Origin of the sequence: Microcoleus sp. N9_B4, from assembly GCF_036701635.1 — a bacterium.
Lineage (GTDB): Bacteria > Cyanobacteriota > Cyanobacteriia > Cyanobacteriales > Microcoleaceae > Microcoleus.
In genome coordinates this window covers 12,327-34,267 of sequence record NZ_JAUBRC010000063.1, presented here as the reverse complement: position 1 = coordinate 34,267, position 21,941 = coordinate 12,327, and the positions used below count along the sequence as shown (strand labels likewise).

The following is a 21,941-nucleotide window of genomic DNA, read 5'->3' as shown; positions in this document are numbered from 1 at the left end:
TATTCTTGTTCCCCCCCTTAGCAAGGGGGGGCTAGGGGGGGTCGAAGAGTGTTGCACGATTTTAGAGAAATGGTATTTACTTTCACTCCCGCTAAGTGCGATGCCGCCGGCTACCGCTACCAAAGGCGTAAATTTCCCCCATCAATTCGCCCAACGAATAAGCTTGAATTTTACTGATTTCACGTTCTTTTAGCCAATTTTATTCCCCTTAACTCGCCTTCATCTCTACCCGATTATTCTGCCTAATGGGAATGTCAATCACAAATTCTGCACCCCGCTCTGTTGGCTGTGATAAACACTTCAAATCTCCGCCGTGCTTCTCCACCACAATCTGATAGCTAATAGATAATCCCAAACCAGTGCCTTGACCCACAGGTTTAGTTGTAAAGAAAGGACTAAATAGATGGGTTCTTACCTCGCTTGTTATCCCCAGCCCATTGTCTTTAACACTGATTCTTACCCAATCCTGATTCAGCATAGCAGTACGAATCGTAATCGTACTAGGCTCGTTTTTAATTTGCTCCGGGCTGCGTTTTTTATCATACTGATTCAACGCATCAATGGCATTGCTCAGCAAATTCATAAATACCTGATTCAACTGACCGGCATAACATTCTATTTTTGGCAAATCTCCGTATTCTTGAATAATTTGAATAGGTGGACAATCCGGCTTAGGCTTGAGCCGACTCTGCAAAATGACTATACTGCTGTCGATGCCCTCGTGAATATTAACGGGTTTCATCTCAGCTTCGTCAAGGCGGGAGAAGTTCCGCAAAGTCAGCACAATCTGACGGATACGTTCAGCCCCTACTTTCATCGAAGATAGCATTTTAGGCAGATCTTCTCGGATAAATTCTAGCTCTATGTTATCAATGAAAGCTTCGATTTCAGGGTGATTATGGGCATCGTGCTGTTCGTAAAGGTTGATTAAATCCAATAGCTTCTGACTATACTCATTGACATAAGTTAAATTGCCATAAATAAAATTAACAGGATTATTGATTTCGTGGGCAACACCAGCAACTAACTGTCCTAAGCTAGACATTTTCTCAGTCTGAATAAGCTGAGATTGGGTGCGCTGTAACTTTTGCATTGCGAGTTCTAGTTGGATAGCTTTTTCTCGCTCTCGCACTTCCGATTGCCGCAATTTCTCCTCTCTTTCTTGGCGGGATCGCTCGTTTTCCTTTAGCTGTTGCACATGGGACAATGTTTTGTTAATTGTAATTTCTAAATCCTGAAAATCTATAGGCTTAGTCAAAAAATCAAATGCCCCACCGTTCATCGCCTTTCTAATATTTCCCAAGTCGCCATAAGCAGATATAACTATTGTTTTGACTAGGGAAGCTATCTGATTAAGTTTCCCTAACAAAGCGATGCCATCCATAACTGGCATATTAATGTCAGTCAGCACAATGTCTATATCCGGTTGTTCTTGTAACTTTGCCAGCGCTTCTACGCCATTATACGCAAAAAAAACCTGGTATTCTGCCGCACGGATCTTTTTTCTAAATTTCTGGGAAATTAAAGATTCTAAATCGGGTTCGTCATCGACAAATAATATTTTAGCTGGCATATTATGCTCTCAGTTGCTAGTAGAAGGAATAAATAAGAGAGGAGGTTTAGAAAAGTAGCAATTAGCAATTATGCTGCCTTGTGCAATTTACTCCAAATTGATTATTTTATTTTTGAGTGTATCAAAATTAACAGGCTTAGTAATATAGTCATCAGCTCCATAAGCTATCGCGGTTTGGTAATTTCTCTCATCTCCATAAGCGGTAATCATAAAAACTTTTAGGTCAGGAAACTTTTCTTTGAGAATCCTGAGCAGTTCTAGCCCATTCATTCCGGGCATATTAATATCGGATAAAATCAAGACAATAGATGCTTCGTCCTGGTTTTCTAAGTGGTTCAAAGCTGCTTCTGCTGATAGGCAAAAATGAAATTTAATTTGCCCGGCTTTAATTTCTTTCCTAAATTTTTGCTTGAATAATGACTGAATATCTTCTTCGTCATCTACAACCATTACTTTCATTTTCTTGACTCCTTAATTTCAGCTATTTTTTTCGGTAATACGATTATAAACTCTGTATAATCTCCTACTTCTGTCTCGACTTTTAATTCTCCACGATGTTGCTGAACGACAACATCATTACTGATAGAAAGACCTAGACCAGTACCTTCTGCTGGTGGCTTTGTAGTAAAAAAGGGATTGAAAATTTTATCAAGTACCTCTGGTTCTATACCTGAGCCATTATCGCGAATGCGAATTTCAATCGCCGAACCAATATTTCGAGTTCTAACGTCAAGCAGCGGTGAAAATACTTCTCCCATTTCTTGTTTCTTTTTATAAGCTGCATAGCAAGCATTGCTAATAATGTTAAGAAAAACCCTGCCGATGTCTTGTGGCACGATTTCTACTTCGCCAATGTCATTGTCATAGTCTGTTTCTATGGTAATGTTAAAAGCAGGTTCCTTGGCTCGCATCCCGTGATAGGCTAGATTGATATATTCGGCCAATAAAGTATTTATATCTGTAGCTTCCCACTGACCGCTTTGTCCCCTCGAATGCAAAAGCATATTGCCAACGATTTTGTCGGCTCTTTGACCGTGTTGATTAATTTTTTTAAGATTAGCTGTGAGGTCGGTTAATAGCTCGGCAATATCCTGACTGGTGTCAGGATCTAAACGTTCTGCTTGATTTTCAATTTTTTCATACAGTTCTTCTGTTAATTCCGCAGAAAGTTCTGAGAAATTGTTGACAAAGTTTAAGGGGTTTCTGATTTCGTGGGCAATCCCTGCTGTTAAACTGCCCAGAGAAGCTAGTTTTTCTTGGACAACAATCTGATTTTGCATCGCTCTGAGATTTGCTTCTATCCGCTCGCGCTCTTCAATCTCATTCTGCAATTGCTGCACCGTATGGGTGAGCTCAGATGTACGCTCCTCGACTTTGATTTCTAGTTCCTCATTAGCTTTTTGCAGTGCTTCTTGGGCTTGCTTGCGATCGGTGATATCGCGCACGATCGCCACATATTGTTGCAGATCTTGATTGGAAAGGGAAGCGTCTTGAGAGAATCGGTCGGAGATGGCAACTTCCAGAATACGCGAGCTACCATCGGACAACTTGAAAGTTTGTTCGCTGCGACTGAGCCACTGTTCTGGCTGAGCCCCTAATCCGGGTAGTAATTTGTTCAGGTAAGACCCAATTAGCCTAGTAGCATCTATGCCGAAGACGCTTTCAGCAGCGGGATTAGTTTGACGAATGACACCATTTTCATCCAGCACTACAATACCATCTAGGGCAATGGTAAAGAGCTGTTCTGCTCCCTCTCGTGCCTCGTCCATTGAGACGACTTGGGGTAAGCTCGTCCAACAGGCAACTGCCACCCCAATAAAAGCAACTGTCACCAGTAGCACTACGAATAAATTCAAGCCAACAGTAGAGTTAGCATATAATTTGAAGCCAAAAATCCAGCCGACAGCCACGGCACTCACAATCAGCAAGATCAAAATTACAACCTGAAACGCCACAAAATCTGGCATTTTGCTCTTGCTTGTGTTGCGGTAAAGCCGAATCCACCACGACGGATGGAAGGGGGCAAAGGCAATGCGACTCATCCCTGCATCCACTGCTAAAACGGCAAGGGGAAATAACAACCCAATGATAAAGTCTTGCCAGCCCCAAGCTAAGCCTCCCACGACTAGAACCACCGCATCTACTACGAAAAAGCCCAGCGACCACCCAGGCCACCGAACTTCTGGCTGATCCCGCCGCAGCCACAGTGAGAGATGGAACATCATCAGGCAGACAACCAAGCCAACATTAGTAATCGCCACCAGCCGAGGTACATTTCCCCAAGCTAGACAGGTTAAACTGAGAACCAAAATAAAGACCAGCCCAAATCCAAAGACACCCCGTCTGGATACAACTGCGAAGGTCGGCGAAATATGCCCATCTACGGCAAGTTGGTACAGCATCCGGGGGCAGTTGGAAACAATTGTCGCGCAACTCAGAAGACAGCTTGCGACTACTAGAAAGGTGACAAGGGTGGGCACCCAGGGCCCCCATAATACCTGACAGGCAGCTAATACATTCAAGAATACGTCATCTTTTAGACCAGGAGCGGTGGCCAAGCGCATCAGTACCCAAGAACCTCCTAAAATCACAGGCAGCATCCCCAGTGCGGAAATTTTGAGAAACTGCAAGGTTTTAGTAGGGTTGCGGCTATCCGCTACGAAACTGGCGGCGGAGTCACAGCAGTAGAAGATGTAGGTAGCAAAGTAAAACCATTTAGCCCAGTCAATAAAGGTGAATTCCGGCCAAATAGTGGGGAAAAAGCCGGGACTGTTTGACGAAAAAGCTAACCAGAATAGACCATGAATGGAAAAAACGGATAGTACGCCGACTGTCGGTAACACGAAAAAGGCGTGCAGAATACTTAAGGCGCGAGTGCCGCTGAAGGTCAAAATGAAGGTTATAAGTGTGAAGGTAATATTTAATAAAGTTTCAGGACAGCTAAAACCTAAACTATTGAGGTTGACTTTGATTAGTTGGGTCAGTACGATCGCAGAAATTGGCAGTGTTGCTACCCAGCTTAAAAAGTATCCGATCGCTGCATAGCTTCCCAGGCCTGGATAATTTTTCAGTAGTCGCGCGGTATAGTTGGGCGTTCCCCCAGCCATGTCTGGGAAATACTCGCCGATGCGTTTTACCTGTAGGTTCAGCATCATACCCATGATGATACCGGGCAACCAGATAAATATGGCGCTAGGGCCCATGCTTGCCTGGATGACTGTCGCGATGGTAAACCAATTAGCGTGACCGGTGAGACCAAAGCCTGATGTTTCGACGGCACTCAGGCTTCGGGGTAGGCGCATGAGCGATCGCCTATTCAGATTTTCTCTTAGAGAAGGCTGAGTTGGTTCTGAGTCGTAGCCGTTTTCCGGCTGGTATCGGATGTTTGTCGCCATCACTTTTATCTATTATTTTGGGGATTTTGCTGTCGCCACCCTGATGTTCAGCTTTATAGCTTTTAACTTTTTTCCGTTAAGCATTTTTGCTAGTCTTAAATTTTGGCAAAGCTGCCTTTCCCAGTCAACCATAAAAATCCATCTCAATCCATCTTCAATATTACATTTTATTTCTGACTTCTGACTTTTGCTAATTTCGCGTTCTTTTAGCCATGCCGCTGCGGCTTCGGCAAAGTCGTTCGGTGTTTATGGATTTCAGGCATGACATAGAAATTGGGTAGGACTTACGCAACTGCCACAACTCCGTGTACCAGCACCAAAAAATTAGACAATAAACATCAGAACATCGGGAGTTTTTAGTTGCTCCATTAAATAATTTGATAGCAGACCGTGTTTAATTTGATATATTATTTCACCTGTTTTATCAGATTATTTTTTGAGTTCCTAGCCCACATAAATTAAGCGCAAGCAATATGATTTATTTGACGGTTAGCTTGACGGCACTGCCAATAGTCTCTCCCGGTTAGTAGCTTGATTTCCCTAGAAAATTACTCAATTTTCCAACGAATAGCACACACATGAGTGTACGTTATTCGTGCTCGATTGAGTTTGGTTGTTAGTCGCGAGTGTCCACTTGTCAGCGCCCCAGACTGCTTAAAGTGATGGGTGAGGGGGTGATCGCGCCCTCACCATGTGCCAGTTGCGTAACTCCTGTAGTTAATTAGTAGGGTGCGCCTCGGTGCACCTTACCACTACAGATAGTGTCAAAATAGAACGAATGTAGCGTAAGTATTGTTCTTCCCTCTTCCTTCTTCGTTCTGACTTCAGAACTTACGCAAAAAATTAATGGTTCAATCTGCTATTGGTACAAACTCTGTAGACCGAGGCGCACTCTACAGATAGAGTTTGTGCGTGCAGGAGTGTTCCCTCTTCCTTCTTTCTTCTTCCTTCTCAATAAAAAACCCCGGTTCCTTTAAGAAACCGGGGTTTTTCCTACCAACTAAGAGAGGAGTCAAAACTTAACAGGTAGCGGTTGCCGGAATTCTGCATTTCTCGCACAACCCTCTAAACCAAACTACGGGCAAATTCTAGTGGCAGCTTCTTTAAAGCTGTCTCATTTCCTCTTCAAGCACCCGAACCAAATCTTGATTGCCACTGGATCTCGCTACTTCAATGCGGTGCATCAGTTGCTTGTGAATATTAGCGCGGTGGGTTTCTGCTACTTTTTTTACGTTCTGACGATTTGTGTTCATGGTGGACGTTCCTTATATTAAATTTGGTGTACCTGCTACTTCTTTAATATAGCGCTAAATTCCAAAAAGTATCTAAATTTACAAAAAATTTACAGTTGTTGACCGATCGACCAAACTCCTGTATAAGATTGGTCATAAGTCAATAGCGATATCTTGACAATCAGAAGTCAGTAGTCATTAGTCAGTAGTCATTAGTCATTAGGCCGATGCCCGATGTCCAATGCCCGATGCCCGATGCCCAACATTTACATTTAGTCAAGCGGTGCGCGGTGCCCACCCAACATTCACTCAAAACTCAAAACTTGCTTCAGCGCCTCTACCAACTGCTGAAGGTGTGCGAGCTCGTGAGTTGCCATCAGCGAAATCCGAATTCGACTCACGCTTACAGTCGGAGGCCTAATCGCCGGAGCAAAAATACCCATATCCCTGAGTTTGCTGCCGACTGTTAAAGCGGAGGCTGCATCTTTTAACGGAAGAGTGAAAATTGGGGAGAGGGAATTACTAATTGGTAATTGATGATTGGTAATCGCGCAATATTTGAAAGTTTCGATATTTTGTCGCAACCGAACTCGGCGTTCTGGTTCTTGCTGTACAATCCTCACAGCTTCCAAAGCAGCCGCCGCATCAGCAGGCGTCAATGCTGTAGTATAAATCCAACTCGCAGCTCGGTTACGCAGAAAATCAATTAAAGCAGCAGAGCCCGCAACGTAACCACCTAAACTTCCCAAAGCTTTGCTGAGTGTCCCCACTTGAATCAGCGGTGTTCCCGTACACCCGAAATGTTCTGCACAACCGGCACCGCTAGCACCGAAAACTCCTGTAGCGTGAGCTTCATCTACTAATATCATGCAGTTAAAGGTTTCGGCCACAGCCAACAACTGCGGCAGCGGACACAAGTCCCCATCCATGCTAAAGACGCTATCGGTAATAATTAAACACTTGCGGTATGTTGCGCGATTTTGCTCTAGCTTTGCCTTTAAATCCTCAATATTGCAGTGACTGTACTCTAGGGAAGTTGCACCGCTGAGTGTGGCTCCGTTTTTCAGGCTCGAATGATTGTACTTGTCAGATAATATCAAATCGCGTTTGCCGACAACGGATGCGATCGCCCCTAGATTCGCCAAATATCCCGAACTGAATACTAAAGCATCTTCAGTTTGTTTTAAATTAGCAATAGCTTGTTCTAGCTGTCGGTGCAAATCGCGGTGTCCGCTGACCAACCTCGAACCCGTCGCACCCGTACCAAATTCCTTAGTAGCAGCCATAGCAGCTTGAATTAACCTGTCATCGCCGGCAAGTCCCAGATAATCGTTGCTGGCAAAGTTAATCAGCCAGTGGCCTGCTAACTTTACCACAGGCCCGGGGCAACTATCGATCGACTGTGGCGATCTATACCAATCGGCGCGGCGAACTGTGTCCAGGGCCTTCTCTATCCAAGCGTAAGGGTCTGCGTTCATATTGGAAAGCGATCGGGTAATACGTTATATTAGCTGGTGATCAGTTCCTCCGCATCACATAAGCATATGCCACTCACTAAAAAATACAGATTAGTCACCCGCAGCGATTTTGACGGTCTTGTCTGTGCCGTTTTGCTCAAAGAACTCGATATGATCGACGAGATTAAATTCGTGCATCCTAAAGATATGCAGGATGGGAAAATAGAAATAACAAATAACGATATTAGCACCAATTTACCTTATGTTGAGGGAATTCATCTAGCTTTCGATCACCACTTCAGCGAAACTCTCAGACACGAGAAAATCAAAATCAACCACATCATCGATCCCTATGCAGCTTCTGCAGCTAGGGTACTGTACAAATATTATGGAGGCCCAGCAAAGTTTCCTGATATTTCCGAGGCGATGATGGCGGCAGTTGACAAATCAGATTCCGCTCAATTTGCCAAAGAAGAGGTTCTGCATCCGCAAGAATGGGTGCTGTTAAACTTCATAATGGACGCCCGAACCGGCTTGGGAAGGTTTAAAGAATTTACGGTTTCCAATTATCAGTTAATGATGCAGTTAATCGACTACTGCAAAAATCATACCATCGAGGAAATTTTGCAGCTTCCTGATGTAAAAGAAAGAGTAGACCTCTACTTCGAGCAAGAAGAAAAATTTAAAGAGCAAATACAGCGATGCGCCCAAGTTTATAATAATTTAGTTGTTTTGGATTTGCGTAACGAAGAGGTGATTTATGCGGGGAATCGTTTTGTAATTTACGCTTTGTTCCCTGAGTGCAATATATCAATTCACGTACTTTGGGGACTGAAACAACAAAATACTGTTTTCGCAGTTGGCAAGTCAATCTTTAACAAAACTTCTAAAACTAACATTGGGGAGTTAATGTTAAGATATGGCGGCGGTGGGCACCAGAATGCCGGAACTTGTCAGATTGAGAACGATAAAGCTAGTCAAGTTTTGAAAGAGTTAATTGCCCAGATAGAGCAAAATGGTTAAATTGGCTTTATCTTTTTTGCAGTCAGGACTTGAGTCTTTGATTATTTATTTTAATTTTCAGCACTAAAGTCCTTACTACAAACAGGGATTTTTAGGACGGAACTCCTTACTGCAAACGGGAGTTTAGTCCTCAAGGTTTTGAGCTGGCGGGTTCTGAACATTGAGATTTTCTGAACTGTTGCCTTTGACTGGTGGCAAATGGTCTACCAAACCCATATCAAAAGCGATATCCGGCAACTCATCAGCGTTATATTTTCCTGGCTCAAACAATCGCCCGGGAGTAAAACAAGGCTGTTTTAATCGTACCACTTCCCCGGGTGAAAACATTCCCCTAAACATTTTGCGTTCGAGTCCCATAATTTCTGATCCTAAAACAACTTTCGCATTAATCCTAGCAATTTTTGAGCAGCAGCTTCCCAATTAAATAAATCCGCCGTCTCTTTAGCTTTGTGAGCTACCTGAAAACGCATCGGGTCTTCAACAATTTTTCGCAACTGTTCACGAACAGACTGAACATTTGGTTCGGCCCAATGAGGAGCATTTCTGATTTTTAGATACTGAGTATCGTAACAGTTTCCTACGGGAGTTAGATCGTAAGCAATGGGATAGCAGTTATCCGCATTGGCGTACTCAGTCGGGCCGCCGTACATAGTCATAGCAACGGGCAAACCTGCTGCAAAGGCATCCAAAATTTTAATCGCAAAACCCTCGCCGCGAAACGGAGCTAAAAAAGCATCGGCTGACAAGTATAAATCAGCTAGTTCTGCTTTAGTACAAAATTTAGGCTTTACCTGAACTTTTGACTTGAACTTGCCGAATTGTTTTTCGATATTTACGAGATGTTCCACTATAACATCAGGATTTTTGCCACCATCTTTGATAATTAACTCTACGTTAGAATCATCTTTAAACTCTTCACAAAAAGCTTGAATGGCGAGATCCGTGCCAAATCTATACAAATCAAAAGAATTGGTCATGTGTAGAATATACTTTACATCTTTTTGGGTTTTTTGCGGTCTGGGAAAATAGAGTTGCGAGATTAAAGGATTGAAACCTAGAGGCATGACTGATACGTTAGCCGCCGGACATCCAGCTTTTATTAAAACGTTTTTAGAATATTGGCTGACGGCTAGTTTGTGGGAGGAAGTGTTAACAGCATCGTAAATCCAGTAATCATAATCATCATGGTTTTTGGCGAATTCGTAATTGATAGCAAAAAGTTCTAAGTTGAGATGTCCGTTGAGTTCTTTTAAAAAATAAGGTTTCCAATAATGAGACCATTTGATCTGAAATAAATCTGAGGGTGTCGTTTTCATCCACTTCGCTAGCAGGTCGTTTTCTTCTGCTGTCGAATTGTGGCTGAGATGAGATGCTATTGTTGAAGGTTCGACCGAAATAGGAATTCCCATTTGGTGTAAAGTTTTCGCCAGGGATAGGGTAATGTCTGTGAAGGAATTAAAGTGTTGAAAGGCAACGTTAAAGTGAACCATATTTATTGGTTATGAGTGCAGGGTAATCGCATCTGATTTGGTATAAATTGTACTTGACAAATGACAGAAAATGCACCTGCCAGAGGCAGGGCTGCGGTGGAGACGCGATCGGCGACCAACAAGCAGTTAAACTGGGAATGGACTCCCGGCAGATATCCCTCACTCAGGCAGATGGAAAAAGGCTGCCGTCAAATCTACCGGCAACGGAACATTGTTGAACGTGCTATCAACCGACTCAAGCAATGGAGTCGGATCGCTATTCGATATGAGAAGCTGACTGCCAATTATACAGCCATGATCGCGATCGCCTGCATTCTGTTGTGGTTGTAGTTTGAAAACACGCCCTCGGCAAGAACACGTGATCGAGATAAATCAACTAGGTGGAACCCCAGCGAGCGTGCTTAGCTGGCTATCAGCATCGCACTCAATTTTCCTTCCTTAGTTTACGAGCAGCGCTTGAATGATGCTGTCAAATATTTTAAAAATTCCCCTCACCATTATACCTTAATTAAGATGCGATTGCCCTGTAATATCTCGGAGTATTTTTTTTATTCTTTATATTATGGGAGCGTTCAAATTGGCAAAAATTTATAAAAAACTGGCATTTAATATATTCACCCAAGGCAATGAATATGTTTGTTTTGGTGGGTGATTTAAAGTTTGAGTAAAACCTTTTGCCATTGATAACACCCATCAACTACAATAACTACATTGAAATTTATTCGGATTTAACTGTAGCATATTTTGGGTTCAAATTAAGATGCGTTTACCCTGAAGCGTAAAGCCAGAATTAGGCAGCAGTTAAATCGGTCTGCTTATCCTACTTGAATTTTGTGACATTTTCGTAACTTGTCACCAATGGGAAGACCCTGGTAAGGAAGATTTGGAGGCAGAGCCTCCAAATTGTTTTCTCCTTTTAATCGAGGATGTGCCTCCTCCCAAAGTCTGCCCAGGCTCTCCCTGGGGACGATTGAAATAGTCATTGGTCAGGCGTTAATTGCTACTAACTCATAACTAATAACTAATTAGCTCTTTTTTACAGCTTCTGAAACACTGCGAACATCGGCAGATACATCGACAGCAAAATCGAACCTACGATACCACCGACGACCACAATCATCAGAGGTTCTAGCATACTGGTAAGTCCTTTTACTGCTTCTTCCACTTCCGTTTCGTAGAAAGCGCCAACTTTCATCAGCATCTTGTCAAGTTCCCCTGTCTCCTCGCCAATTGCCATCATTTGGATAGCCAAAGACGGAAAAACAGCTTGTTCTTGCAAAGCAATACTGATCATGCCGCCGCTTTGAATTTCCTGTCTCGCATATTCGATCGCATTAGATATCGCCTGATTCCCAGCCACATCTCGCACAATTTCCAAAGAATTGAGAATCGGCACGCCCGATCGCGTCAGCGACCCAAATATCACGCAAAACCGAGCCACCGCCGATTTTTCGATCAAATCGCCAAAAATCGGCAACTTCATCGCAATCCTGTCAATTTGTAGACGACCTATGGGAGTTTTGTAGTACATATCGAAGGCAATTTTGAGTGCTATAATCACCCCAATAACAGTTATCTGTTGGATGGGAGGCCAAGCCGTACAAAATGCACTAATTGCCAACATAAACAACGTAAATGCTGGCAAATCTGCACCAATATCCTTAAAGATTTTAGCGAAAGTTGGTAGCAAGAATATGGTCATTGCGAAAAAAATCACGATCGCGATAGAAAACACCGTCTTCGGATAAGACATAGCCGAATTAATTTCGGCTTCCGTCTTGTGATTTTTTTCCATCATCACCGCCAGACGGTCGAGGGTTTCATCTAGCACCCCCCCGACTTCTCCCGCCGCCACCATACTGATAAACAGTTGGTCAAAAACATCAGGAAACTTAGCCATCGCCTCTGCCAAGTTTATCCCCTCCTGCACGTCAGCATTCATGCTCCTGAGCGCTCGCTTCAACTTAGCATTAGAACACTGCTCGTGCAGCACGGAAAGGCATCTAACGATCGCCACCCCTGCATTAAACATAGCCGCAAACTGACGAGCAAAAATAGCCATATCCTTAACAGTAAGACTGGTAAGGTTATATTCAATTTGCTCCTGAATCTTACTGAAATCAAAGCCACCTTTCGGTTTTTCGCGGATAACGTTGGTAGCCACAGCTCACCTCTGAAAATTTATTAAAAATTAGTTGTCAGTTGTCAGTTGTCAGTTGTCAGTTGTCAGTTGTTAGTTGTTAGTTGTTACCCATAATTAATAACAACGGCCAACGGCCAACTGACTAATAACTAATGACTAATGACTAATGACTAATGACTGAATTAATGAGCTCCTACCTTGGCGCCACCAACAGGTGCCGGGCCGATCAAGCGTTCGAGCTCGTCAGCCTTAGAAGCCTTGGCCATTGCCGATTCCCAAGTGACTTTACCGCTCTTGTAAAGTTCAGCGAGGGCCATTTCCATCGTCCTCATACCCAATTTTGCCCCCATTTGGATTTGGGAGTAAATCATCGGAGTTTTGCCCTCCCGGATCAAGTTAGCCATAGCTGGAGTATTTACCATGATTTCCATAGCGCAGCAGCGGCCGCCCCCAACTTTTATTACCAAATTTTGGCTGCAAATTCCCACCAACGAGTTAGACACCTGGGCGCGAACTTGGGGTTGTTGAATGGGCGGGAACACGTCCAAAATCCGATCGATCGTTGCAGCCGCCGAATTAGTGTGCAGCGTTCCCATCACCATGTGACCCGTTTCTGCCGCCGAAATTGCCAGACCGATCGTTTCCAAGTCCCGCATTTCCCCCACGAGAATTACATCAGGATCTTCGCGCAAAGCAGCTTTCAGCGCATTAGCAAAGCTCTTAGTATCTTCGCCCTTTTGGCGCTGGTGAAACAAACTCTTGATATTAGGAAACACATATTCGATCGGATCTTCAACTGTTAAAATGTGTTCCGCCCGCGTCCGGTTGACCAGATCCAACAACGCCGCCATCGTAGTAGTTTTCCCGGAACCCGTTTGTCCCGTCACCAACAGCATACCCCTGGGTCTTTCCGTCAGATCCCGCAAAATCTGCGGCACGCCTAAAGCATCGGCGTTAGGAATCTTAGAAGCCAGAGCACGCATACAAGCAGCCCAAGCACCCCGCTCCCGGTAGACATTGACGCGAAACCGAGCCAATCCCCGAACGCCGTAAGCGCAGTCGAGTTCCCACTCCATTTCCAACTGCTTGCGCTGCATATTGTTGAGCATTTGGAAAATTAGGATCTGCACTTCCTCAGCAGACAGAATGTCGCCGTATTGCGTCTGAGGAGTTAGTTTCCCGCTGACTCGGAAGAATATAGGCGCGCCCGCTTGGATGTGTATGTCCGAACCCCCTTGCTCTACCAGGGACTCGAGTACGTCTTCAATCATCAGACCCATAGATACCTCTCCTCGATCGAATTGATAGTTATTGACCAATCTAGCTCAGTTAACAGTCAACAGTTAACTGCTGAATCAATCCAAAAAGCGTGGCGTCAAGCAGTACGGACAATCCAGCATCTCCGGCTTCAATTCCGCCTGACAAGTTTTGCAGGTAAGTCCCTGCTTGCGTTTGGCTTTCATTTCAGCCTCCAGGCCAGAGTCTGTAAACGTCACACGCTCGACTTCTTCAAAGGTAGTCGCGCCTTCCCGCACCAATTGCAAGCTGTAAGCCAACAGCGTTTTCATCCCTTCTTCTACTGCTGCTTCCTTAATTTGCTCTGTGGGAGCTCCTTGAGTGATCAGGGTTTGAAGCCGCTCAGTATTTTTCAGGAACTCGTAAACCCCTACCCGTCCTTTGTAGCCTAGGCCGCCGCACTTCCGACAAAGTTGCTCGCGTTCTGCCAGGTCCTTCCTTTCCTCCACCGGTATAGTGTTGGCTTTGTAAACAGTTAGATCAATTTCTTGAGAAGCCGACAGACCGTACTTACCGAGTTCTGCGGCAGTAGGCTGGTAAGGAATGCAGCATTTGTCGCAAACGCGCCGCATCAGACGCTGAGCCAACACGCCCAACAGAGCGGCCGAAACCATGAACGGTTCTACGCCCATTTCGGCCAAACGCGCGACTGCCCCGGCCGCGTCGTTCGTGTGCAGCGTCGTCAGCACCAAGTGTCCCGTCAAAGCAGCTTCCAGAGCAGTTTTGGCCGTTTCCTTGTCCCGCGTTTCCCCCACCAGCATCACGTCAGGGTCTTGCCGCAAAAATGCCCGCAGAATGTTGGAAAAAGTCAAGTCTTTTTCCCTAATTACTTGACATTGGGTAATTCCTGGCAAAGCATATTCGATCGGGTCTTCCGCCGTACTGATATTAACCCCCGGATCGTTCCGTTCCGCCAGAATCGAGTACAGAGTAGTTGACTTGCCCGAACCCGTCGGCCCCGTCACCAAAATCAGTCCAAACGGACGACTAGCACTCTCTCGCACTAAAGCCAGAGTTTCTTCGTCGGAGATTAACAAACCCAAACCCAACTGAGTGCTGGAACTGTCCAAAATCCGCAGCACGATTTTTTCGCCGTATCGGGAGGGCAAGCTGTTCACCCGGAAATCCACCGTGCGTCCCTCAAACACCCGCCGGATGCGCCCGTCTTGAGCTTGTCGGCGTTCGGCAATATCCAGGTTGGCAATAATCTTGAAACGAGCGGTAATCGATGCGACTACCTGCTTGGGAAACCGGAAATACTCTTGCAGTACCCCGTCTTTCCGCATCCGAATCCGCATGAACTCTTCTTGAGGTTCTACGTGGATGTCAGACACTTTTTCCGACAAAGCTTTAGCCAAAATGATATTGACGGCCTTAATTACAGGGGCCGCCTCTGCATCGTCCAAGGTGTTAGCGAGGTCTTCTTGGTCGGTACTCTCCTCTTCTAGCGAGAGCTCGCCAAAATCTCCCTCCCCTAAATCCATCTTTCTCTGCTTTTCGATTTCAGCTTTTTTAGCTTCCCTCTTAACTTGTTCGTCTTGATAAGCAGAAGTAATGTCCTGATAGTCATCCGGCGTAATCACTCGCCGCTGCAAAGCCAAGCCGTGAGGCTGTAAAATCCGCCGCAAATCTTCTATGGCGTTGAGGTTGTCGGGATCTACCATTGCCACTAAAACCGCCGCAGGCTCAGTTTCCGTCTTCGCTACGGGTAAAAACCGACCTTGGTGACAAATGTCGATCGAAATCTTCAACGCGTCGAGCATAACTCCGAGTTGCTCGTTAGACATTTCGCTCATCTCCGGGTCAAATGCTTCAACCCCGTAGACTATCTTTCGTTCAAACATCTGCTGCTTCTTGTAAAGTCGCAGCAATTCTGGGGGCAACGGCTGCCCGGTAAGTGCTTCTAATACCTCCGTCAAACGCTTGCCCGACTTCTGGCTTTCAATTTGAGCTTGCTTCACTTGCTCGCCGTTGACGTAACCCGACAGAATCATCTTGGTGAGAGCCGGAGGAAATTGGCTCACAGAAACTATGGATGTGGAGCGAAGCGGGGATGTGCTAGTCATAAAAAACACTCAATAGGTGGGAAACTCAGTCACAAAAAGTGCTGAGAGGAAAACCAAGGCGGGGTTTTAACCCCCGTATTCTTTGCTTATGGATCAGCTATCATTTTCTGGCTCAATCCCTATCTCTCAAGTGTAAGCTCGCAGTCCCCTCTAAGCTTCGTCCACAAATTGACGAAATGTTGGAGGGGTTTGTCGGTGCTTGCAATCAAATCTTGTTCGTTGAGTGCTAAGTTGCTTACTTATTTGATTAACTTGCGGGATACTCTCGTTATAGCGTCAGGGCACATCACTTGGGGATTCCCCGTACCGGGAGAGAAAAGCGGGGCGGGGTGTTCCCCCTTCCCAGGCTAATTCTATTTTCCCAAATTGTTTGCTCAAATTACACCGTCCGTGGTGGCGCGGTTAGCTGTACTAAATTAAAGATGACCTATGTTCTGTGATGATAGCTTTTACGAAAGCCTCGATCGCCCTTGTGAAATACATTTTGATTAATTATCGGCGATCGGTCACTGCCCGATCGTCGGCTGCATGAGCTCCCAGGGCAAATTTTGAGCTACTCTAGTTTTGGGTCAGTAAATATTACTTTGATTCTACCCTGGTGTCCGAACCTTTGTGACGTAAGCTTGACGGTTCAAAAATCTTGGAAAGAGGCAAATTAGATATCAATCGTATTTACAGATGAGCATCGGATCAAAACCAACTAATCTCTCTCATTTGGCTGGCAAAAATTCGATACTTCAAGCGACTTCGGCGGTATCGAATCAGAAAAACCACAGCCCCAATTCGCATCAAGATTAACAACCTAGTATCTGAGTTACACAAGCACACAGTTAACTACTTACTCACTCAATACAAATTCCTTTTTCTCCTGACTTGGGAAACTCAGCAAATGGTAATAAATGCCAGCATCAGCTTGCAACTAAAACAGCCTGATCGATGATAATTTAAGTCAGTATCGTTTAAGCAAACCTTGAAACATCAAGCCTCCTAGGTGGGAAATATTGTAGTAGACTTAACAGTAAAATATACTTATAAAAATTGTGGTAAAGGCGATCGCGTTAATGAAAAATGAGGAGCCAACAAACGTTGGGTTGCCTCCATTGCTGCCATATTATACGTAAATATCTAAACGGGTCTTTGAATATTTTATGGAAAGCTTTGAGCAATCTCTCCAGAGCTGGCGAGTTTTCCTCTTTTCACATTGTGCCATACATAGTAAATTCGAGTCCTTTAGATTTACCGGGTTAACTGTATCTGCTAGAATTGATAGGGTTCTGTCGCGCAGCTTTTGTCAGGAACTCAGGGCTAAAGCCACTGAGCTTGTAAGAAATTACAAGCTGTTCTGACCAGACCCCTCTCAGGAGGAGACGTTATTCAGGTCACGACACCGGAGAGTGCGACGCCAGTTTTCCGCTCTGTCATCTGCAATTAAACAGTTTTAAAGTCACTGAAACAGTGTTGCAGGTCTAACAAGCCTTTATAACCAGGTCGAGGCGAACATTACCCCGCAAGGGAGAAAGGAGACAACTGTATCTCCATTGGAGGGGCAACCATACCCCTCTAACCCCGAAAGGGGATTCAAGGCGGTTGAAACCGCCGAGTCGTTTTCCTCTCAGGTCTAAAGACTCTGAGTTTCCCACTTACCGAATATTTTTTATGATGGACGAGGAAAAACAGCAAGATCAAGATCCTAACTCAACTGGGGAAACCACCCCAGAGGGTTCGCCAATGGCAAGCGAAAATCCGGCGGCATCAGGAAACTCGAACGAATCGGCGGATTGGGAACTCGAACTTGCTCGAGCTTATCAAAGTGCTCAGGGCGATCGCACCCCAGCAAACGCATCGGGGCCTACCGTCATCGGCAGTTCAACCAACAGTCCGACTGCAGACGCAGCGGAGCCTTGGAAGAAGGAACTGGCGCAGGTAACCGAGGAAAAAGAGGCTTTAAAAACTCAGTTGCAAGCGGCATCAGCTCAACTAGCAGAACTGAAAAATCAAAATCTCCGCCTAGCAGCAGATTTTGAAAACTTCCGCAGGCGTACCCAAAAGGAAAAAGAAGAGCTAGATTTACAGGCAAGGTGTCTCACGATCAAACCCCTGTTGCCGGTAATTGACAATTTCGAGCGCGCTCGATCGCACATCAAGCCGCAAACCGACGGCGAAATGAACATTCACAAAAGCTACCAAAGCGTTTACAAGCAAATGGTAGATAGCCTCAAGCAAATCGGGGTTTCTCCGATGCGCCCCGAAGGCGAACAGTTTGATCCCAACCTCCACGAAGCTCTGCTGAGCGAGCCAACTGACGAACACGAGGAAGGAACAATTATCCAAGAACTAGAACGCGGCTACATTCTGGGCGATCGCGTCTTGCGGCACGCCAAAGTGAAAGTTGCAGCGGCTGGGCTATCTGTGGTAGCCTCAGATGAAAATCCCGATAGTTCGGAAGGTTAATCGGGATACAAGCTACTGCATTCCTCAAAGTCACTGACCCCCGAATAGAATTCGGGGGTTCCAAGGTGGCAGACTCACCAACTTCTTAGTTAAAGATGACTAAAAGCAAGTCAGCGCTTTCTCCAAAAATTCTGAAAAATGTTTTTACCAGTCTTTGATACTGTTTTAGGACATCAAGTTTATTTCCTACAAATCTAGTCTGGTAATGCTTGTTTAAACAAGCTGAGTCGTTTTTCTTCCCCCAACCTGTAGTTGGAGGTTTCCAAACATCCCACAAAGTTTTATGAGGCGCTATGGGAAAAATTATTGGAATTGACTTAGGCACGACTAACAGTTGCGTAGCTGTGTTAGAGGGCGGTAAACCCGTCGTGATCGCCAATTCCGAGGGTGGCCGCACAACTCCGAGTATAGTAGGATTCGGCAAGGCGGGCGATCGCTTAGTAGGTCAACTAGCCAAGCGGCAAGCTGTAACTAATGCTGTAAATACTGTCTACAGTATCAAACGATTTATCGGGCGGCGGTGGGACGACACGGAAGAAGAACGAGCGCGGACTCCCTATACCTGCATAAAAGGCAAAGACGATACCGTTAACGTCCAAATTCGGAACAAGGTTCACACTCCCCAAGAAATCTCGGCAATGGTACTCCAAAAGCTCAAGCAAGATGCTGAAGCTTATTTGGGGCAAACTGTTACCCAAGCCGTGATTACAGTCCCAGCCTACTTCACAGACGCCCAACGGCAAGCTACTAAAGACGCCGGTACGATCGCGGGTCTAGAAGTCCTGCGGATCGTCAACGAACCGACGGCCGCAGCCCTTTCCTACGGGCTAGACAAGCAAAATATAGAACAAAAAATCTTGGTCTTTGACTTGGGCGGCGGTACTTTCGACGTTTCGATCCTGCAACTGGGAGACGGAATTTTTGAAGTCAACGCTACCTCCGGTAACAACCATCTCGGAGGAGATGACTTTGACGACTGCATAGTCCAGTGGCTGGTAGAAGCTTTCCGCACTCAAGAAGGCAGTGACCTCTCACAAGACAAAATGGCCTTGCAACGCCTCCGAGAAGCGGCGGAAAAAGCGAAAATCGAACTCTCCAACCGGGAATCCACCTCAATCAACTTGCCCTTCATCTCCTCTGACGACAAAGGGCCGAAGCATTTGGAAATGGAACTCTCCAAAGCTCAGTTTGAAAAACTGGTGGCTCATTTGGTACAAGCGACGATCGATCCGGTGACTCAAGCCCTCAAAGACGCAAGTTTGACCCCCAAAGACATAGACAGGATTATTTTAGTGGGAGGCTCAACCCGGATTCCGGCAGTTCAAAAGGCAATTAGCAAGTATTTTGGGGGCGTTTCTCCCGATAAATCTGTCAATCCCGACGAAGCTGTAGCGGTAGGCGCGGCAATTCAAGCCGGGGTGTTGGGTGGTGAAGTCAAAGACTTGCTGCTGCTCGATGTGACGCCGCTCTCCCTGGGACTCGAAACCTTGGGCGGGGTGTTTACCAAAGTAATCGAGCGTAATACAACTATTCCCACCAGCCGATCGCAAATGTACAGCACGGCGGCAGACGGGCAAACCTCGGTAGAAATTCACGTACTCCAAGGCGAGCGGGCATTGGTTAAAGACAATAAAAGTCTCGGCAAATTCCTGCTCAAAGGCATTCCCCCAGCCCCCCGAGGCGTACCTCAAATCGAAGTTACCTTTGAAATCGATGCCAACGGGATTCTCAAAGTTGCCGCTGAAGACAAGGGAACCGGAAAAGAACAAAGCATCCAAATTTCCAATACAGGGGGATTGAGCGAAACCGAAGTCGAGCGGATGCGACAAGAAGCCGAACTTTACGCCGACGAGGACATCAAGCGCGCTCTACTCGTCGAACTCAAAAATCAAGCTGACTCCCTCGTCTATAATTGTGGTGTAACTTTAAAAACCAACGCGCAACTGCTGAGTGACGAGCTCAAGGCCGAAGCGGAAACAGCCGCAGCAGCCTTGCGGGCAGCGATGACTAACCCCGACATCACAGTCGAGGAACTCACGCCCGCAATCGAATCTTTCAAGCAACTGCTATACTCGCTGGGGACAGCAGTCTACGACCAAGCCCGCAGCGGGGTAGCCCCGTCGGGAGCTGTTGTTGAAAGCGAGATGATATCAGAAGTAGAATCATCAGAACCAGAAGAGGTTCAAGCGGACGACGACAGCATTTTGCTGAAAGAAGAGCTGCTGGTGGCGCCGGAACCAAAGCCGGAACCAAAGCCGGAACCAAAGCCGGAACCAAAGCCGGAATCAAAGCCGGAGCGACAGTCAAAACGACAGTCAAATCCACAGTCAAGTCCACAGCCAAGTCCACAGCCAAGTCCACAGTCAAAACAAAAACAGAAGGTTCCCGAACCAGAAGTTGATGATATGAATCCTTTCCTTTAAAACTGAAAAGCTAAAAATTAAAAGTTAAAAATTAACAATGAGAATTTTTGATTTTTAATCGGTAATTTCAGGAAAGGTCGCCCGTTTCTTTTTCGTACACTTTTTGTTATTTACCTCCAGGCAAGCAGCTCTATGGCCGGTGATTACTATGAAATATTAGGCGTTTCTCGCAGCGCAGACAAAGAAGAAATTAAGCGTGCTTACCGCCGCCTAGCTCGCAAGTACCATCCAGATGTCAACAAAGAAGCCGGTGCCGAGGAGCGGTTTAAAGAAATTAACCGCGCCTACGAGGTACTCTCAGAACCCGAAACCCGCGCCCGTTTCGACCGTTTCGGCGAAGCAGGCGTCAGCGGTGCAGGCGCACCTGGCTTCCAAGACTTTGGTGACAGCTTTGCCGATATTTTTGAAAGCTTTTTTCAGGGCTTTCAGGGAGGCGTCGGTGGCCAACAACAACAAGGTCGCAGGCGCAGCGGGCCGGTGCGCGGAGACGATTTGCGCCTCGATTTGCGGCTGGATTTTCGGGAAGCAGTGTTTGGTGGGGAAAAAGAACTCCGCATCAAGCATCTAGAAACTTGCGAAACTTGCACCGGAACCGGCGCGAAACCGGGAACCCGACCCCAAACTTGCTCGACTTGTACCGGCAGCGGTCAAGTCCGACGCGCTACCCGCACTCCTTTCGGCAGCTTTACTCAAGTTTCAGTTTGCCCCACTTGCAACGGCACCGGGCAAGTGATTGAGGATAAGTGCGAAACTTGCGGCGGCCGGGGCCAGAAAGAAGTGATGAAAAAGCTGAAAATCACCATTCCGGCTGGGGTTGACAACGGTACTCGCTTGCGCGTTTCTAATGAAGGGGATGCCGGCAAACTGGGCGGGCCGCCCGGGGATCTTTACGTGTTCTTGGCGGTGAATGAAGACCCGCTATTTAAGCGGGACGGCACTAACGTTAGCTCGGAAGTTAAGATTAGTTATTTGCAAGCAATTTTAGGGTGCCGGTTGGAAGTGGAAACCGTAGACGGGCCGACGGAATTGTTGATTCCTAGCGGAACTCAGGCAAATACTGTTTTGACTTTGGAGAAAAAAGGGGTGCCTCGGTTGGGAAATCCAGTCAGTCGCGGCGATCATTTGATTACGGTGTCGATTGACATTCCGACTAAGGTGACGGCTGAGGAACGGGAGTTGCTGATGCAGCTTGCTAAGCTGAAGGGCGATCGTACCGGTAAAGGCGGTATAGAAGGGTTTCTGGGCAATTTGTTTCAGAAATAAGCAATTTTTGACACCAATTGGTGTCAAATTTTCCTGTTTGAAGATTCCCCAGCCATTTGTTTTAGTATCGGTCAAAAAATTGTGTGCAATTGCTCACAAAAATCTCAGGTGGGACGCTTCCTGGGCATT

The 21,941-nt window shown here is 45.9% G+C and carries 15 protein-coding genes; 5 read left to right on the top strand and 10 right to left on the bottom strand.

Annotated elements, in window-relative coordinates:
* Window positions 1–208: 208 nt before the first annotated feature.
* The 5 genes from QUA43_RS27610 to bioF all read right to left on the bottom strand — a co-directional run bounded on the left by QUA43_RS27610 (window position 209) and on the right by bioF (window position 7,678).
* On the bottom strand, window positions 209–1,573 hold the full coding sequence (locus tag QUA43_RS27610) for a response regulator (protein WP_333378486.1): 1,365 nt from the start codon (window positions 1,571–1,573) through the stop codon (window positions 209–211).
* A gap of 87 nt (window positions 1,574–1,660) precedes the next feature.
* Window positions 1,661–2,032 carry a response regulator gene (locus QUA43_RS27605; RefSeq protein WP_333378483.1) on the bottom strand — a complete coding sequence of 124 codons (372 nt, stop codon included), beginning with the start codon at window positions 2,030–2,032 and terminating at the stop codon, window positions 1,661–1,663.
* Complete coding sequence (locus QUA43_RS27600; RefSeq protein WP_333378480.1) at window positions 2,029–4,968, bottom strand: ATP-binding protein; 2,940 nt, start codon at window positions 4,966–4,968, stop codon at window positions 2,029–2,031. Before QUA43_RS27600 ends, QUA43_RS27605 begins: the two co-directional genes overlap by 4 nt.
* A gap of 1,103 nt (window positions 4,969–6,071) precedes the next feature.
* On the bottom strand, window positions 6,072–6,221 hold the full coding sequence (gene pirA / locus QUA43_RS27595) for an arginine synthesis PII-interacting regulator PirA (RefSeq protein ID WP_172185012.1): 150 nt from the start codon (window positions 6,219–6,221) through the stop codon (window positions 6,072–6,074).
* A gap of 284 nt (window positions 6,222–6,505) precedes the next feature.
* Window positions 6,506–7,678 carry an 8-amino-7-oxononanoate synthase gene (gene bioF, locus QUA43_RS27590; RefSeq protein ID WP_333378477.1) on the bottom strand — a complete coding sequence of 391 codons (1,173 nt, stop codon included), beginning with the start codon at window positions 7,676–7,678 and terminating at the stop codon, window positions 6,506–6,508.
* A gap of 66 nt (window positions 7,679–7,744) precedes the next feature.
* Here bioF and QUA43_RS27585 point away from each other — a divergent pair, with 66 nt between their 5' ends.
* The gene (locus QUA43_RS27585) at window positions 7,745–8,680 is read left to right on the top strand and encodes an exopolyphosphatase (protein WP_333378474.1); all 936 of its coding nucleotides are present in this window, start codon (window positions 7,745–7,747) and stop codon (window positions 8,678–8,680) included.
* Between the two features lie 123 nt (window positions 8,681–8,803).
* Here QUA43_RS27585 and QUA43_RS27580 read toward each other — a convergent pair whose 3' ends face one another.
* Together QUA43_RS27580 and QUA43_RS27575 are read right to left on the bottom strand one after the other, a co-directional pair.
* Complete coding sequence (locus QUA43_RS27580) at window positions 8,804–9,037, bottom strand: hypothetical protein (protein ID WP_333286890.1); 234 nt, start codon at window positions 9,035–9,037, stop codon at window positions 8,804–8,806.
* An 11-nt stretch (window positions 9,038–9,048) separates the two neighbouring features.
* A complete protein-coding gene (locus QUA43_RS27575; RefSeq protein ID WP_333378471.1) occupies window positions 9,049–10,170 on the bottom strand; it encodes a glycosyltransferase family 4 protein in 1,122 nt (373 codons plus the stop codon).
* 60 nt (window positions 10,171–10,230) lie between these two features.
* On the opposite strand from QUA43_RS27575, the gene QUA43_RS27570 reads away from it, so the two are divergent.
* Window positions 10,231–10,500 carry a transposase gene (locus QUA43_RS27570; protein WP_333378470.1) on the top strand — a complete coding sequence of 90 codons (270 nt, stop codon included), beginning with the start codon at window positions 10,231–10,233 and terminating at the stop codon, window positions 10,498–10,500.
* 706 nt (window positions 10,501–11,206) lie between these two features.
* Here the strand turns inward: QUA43_RS27570 and QUA43_RS27565 are convergent.
* From QUA43_RS27565 to QUA43_RS27555, 3 genes are all read right to left on the bottom strand, one after another.
* A complete protein-coding gene (locus tag QUA43_RS27565; protein ID WP_333378467.1) occupies window positions 11,207–12,334 on the bottom strand; it encodes a type II secretion system F family protein in 1,128 nt (375 codons plus the stop codon).
* Window positions 12,335–12,495: 161 nt separating this feature from the next.
* Complete coding sequence (locus QUA43_RS27560) at window positions 12,496–13,593, bottom strand: type IV pilus twitching motility protein PilT (protein WP_190745295.1); 1,098 nt, start codon at window positions 13,591–13,593, stop codon at window positions 12,496–12,498.
* A 75-nt stretch (window positions 13,594–13,668) separates the two neighbouring features.
* Window positions 13,669–15,675: a GspE/PulE family protein gene (locus tag QUA43_RS27555; RefSeq protein ID WP_333378465.1), complete on the bottom strand. Its 2,007-nt coding sequence runs from the start codon at window positions 15,673–15,675 to the stop codon at window positions 13,669–13,671.
* Between the two features lie 1,656 nt (window positions 15,676–17,331).
* Here QUA43_RS27555 and grpE point away from each other — a divergent pair.
* The 3 genes from grpE (at window position 17,332) to dnaJ (ending at window position 21,812) form a co-directional block, all read left to right on the top strand.
* Complete coding sequence (gene grpE, locus QUA43_RS27550) at window positions 17,332–18,126, top strand: nucleotide exchange factor GrpE (RefSeq protein ID WP_333378462.1); 795 nt, start codon at window positions 17,332–17,334, stop codon at window positions 18,124–18,126.
* Between the two features lie 293 nt (window positions 18,127–18,419).
* Window positions 18,420–20,549: a molecular chaperone DnaK gene (gene dnaK, locus QUA43_RS27545; RefSeq protein WP_333378459.1), complete on the top strand. Its 2,130-nt coding sequence runs from the start codon at window positions 18,420–18,422 to the stop codon at window positions 20,547–20,549.
* 132 nt (window positions 20,550–20,681) lie between these two features.
* A complete protein-coding gene (gene dnaJ, locus QUA43_RS27540) occupies window positions 20,682–21,812 on the top strand; it encodes a molecular chaperone DnaJ (RefSeq protein WP_333378457.1) in 1,131 nt (376 codons plus the stop codon).
* Window positions 21,813–21,941: the final 129 nt, after the last annotated feature.